This is a genomic window from Hyphobacterium lacteum, assembly GCF_036330345.1.
Taxonomy (GTDB): Bacteria; Pseudomonadota; Alphaproteobacteria; order Caulobacterales; family Maricaulaceae; genus Hyphobacterium; species Hyphobacterium lacteum.
In genome coordinates, this window is record NZ_JAZDRP010000022.1 from 1 (window position 1) to 660 (window position 660).

Sequence of the window (660 nt, forward strand, 5' to 3'; positions counted from 1 at the left end):
CGACTGTTTGCGTGAGGGTGGTTACGGGCGAGCGGGCAAACAGTCCTTCCGCGTAAATGAACTGGGCTGAGATGTCGTTTTCGCCCTCAGGCAAGTTGTCGAGTGTCAGCGAGACTTGGTTGCCGCCATTGAAGTTAAGGACGCCAATCAAAACGCCGTTATTTCTAAAGATGATGCGAGGCTCATTAGCGCCATTATTGTTAGTCAGGTCGATATTATCCCACGTGGGTGAAGTTACCGTGGCGGTAAAGGTGACATCTTCTAGTAAGCTGCTGGGGTTGTTGTTGGAGGTCAGGGCGACCACTGTCTCGTTCATCTGAACGATAACGGCCTGCTCATCTGATTGACTGGCTGAAAACGCCTGATCACCCAGATATGTGGCTCTGAAACGATGAAGGCTTTCGATGTTGATGTCGTAGTGGCTGCCATTCACGATGAGCGCTGATGTATCGAATGTGGCCTGACCATTGGTTAGGTTGAGCGTGGTTAAAGCCTGATAGTTACAAGCAGCATATGTGGGGCCGTAGCCCTCACTCGAACAGCTTTCGATCCGAACCTGGCCGGTGGGTGTTCCGCCATCGCTGGATACATCAACAGTCAACGTTACCGGCCGCCCCGCACGGATAGATGAAGACGACACCGATAAACTCGTCGACGTGT

At 52.3% G+C, this 660-nt stretch carries 1 protein-coding gene; it reads right to left on the minus strand.

Annotated features, from left to right (window positions below; all coding sequences use genetic code 11):
* Nucleotides 1-601, minus strand: a 601-nt coding sequence (locus tag V0U79_RS13615; protein WP_330200058.1) for a hypothetical protein, incomplete at its 3' end; no start/stop codon positions are given.
* Nucleotides 602-660: the final 59 nt, after the last annotated feature.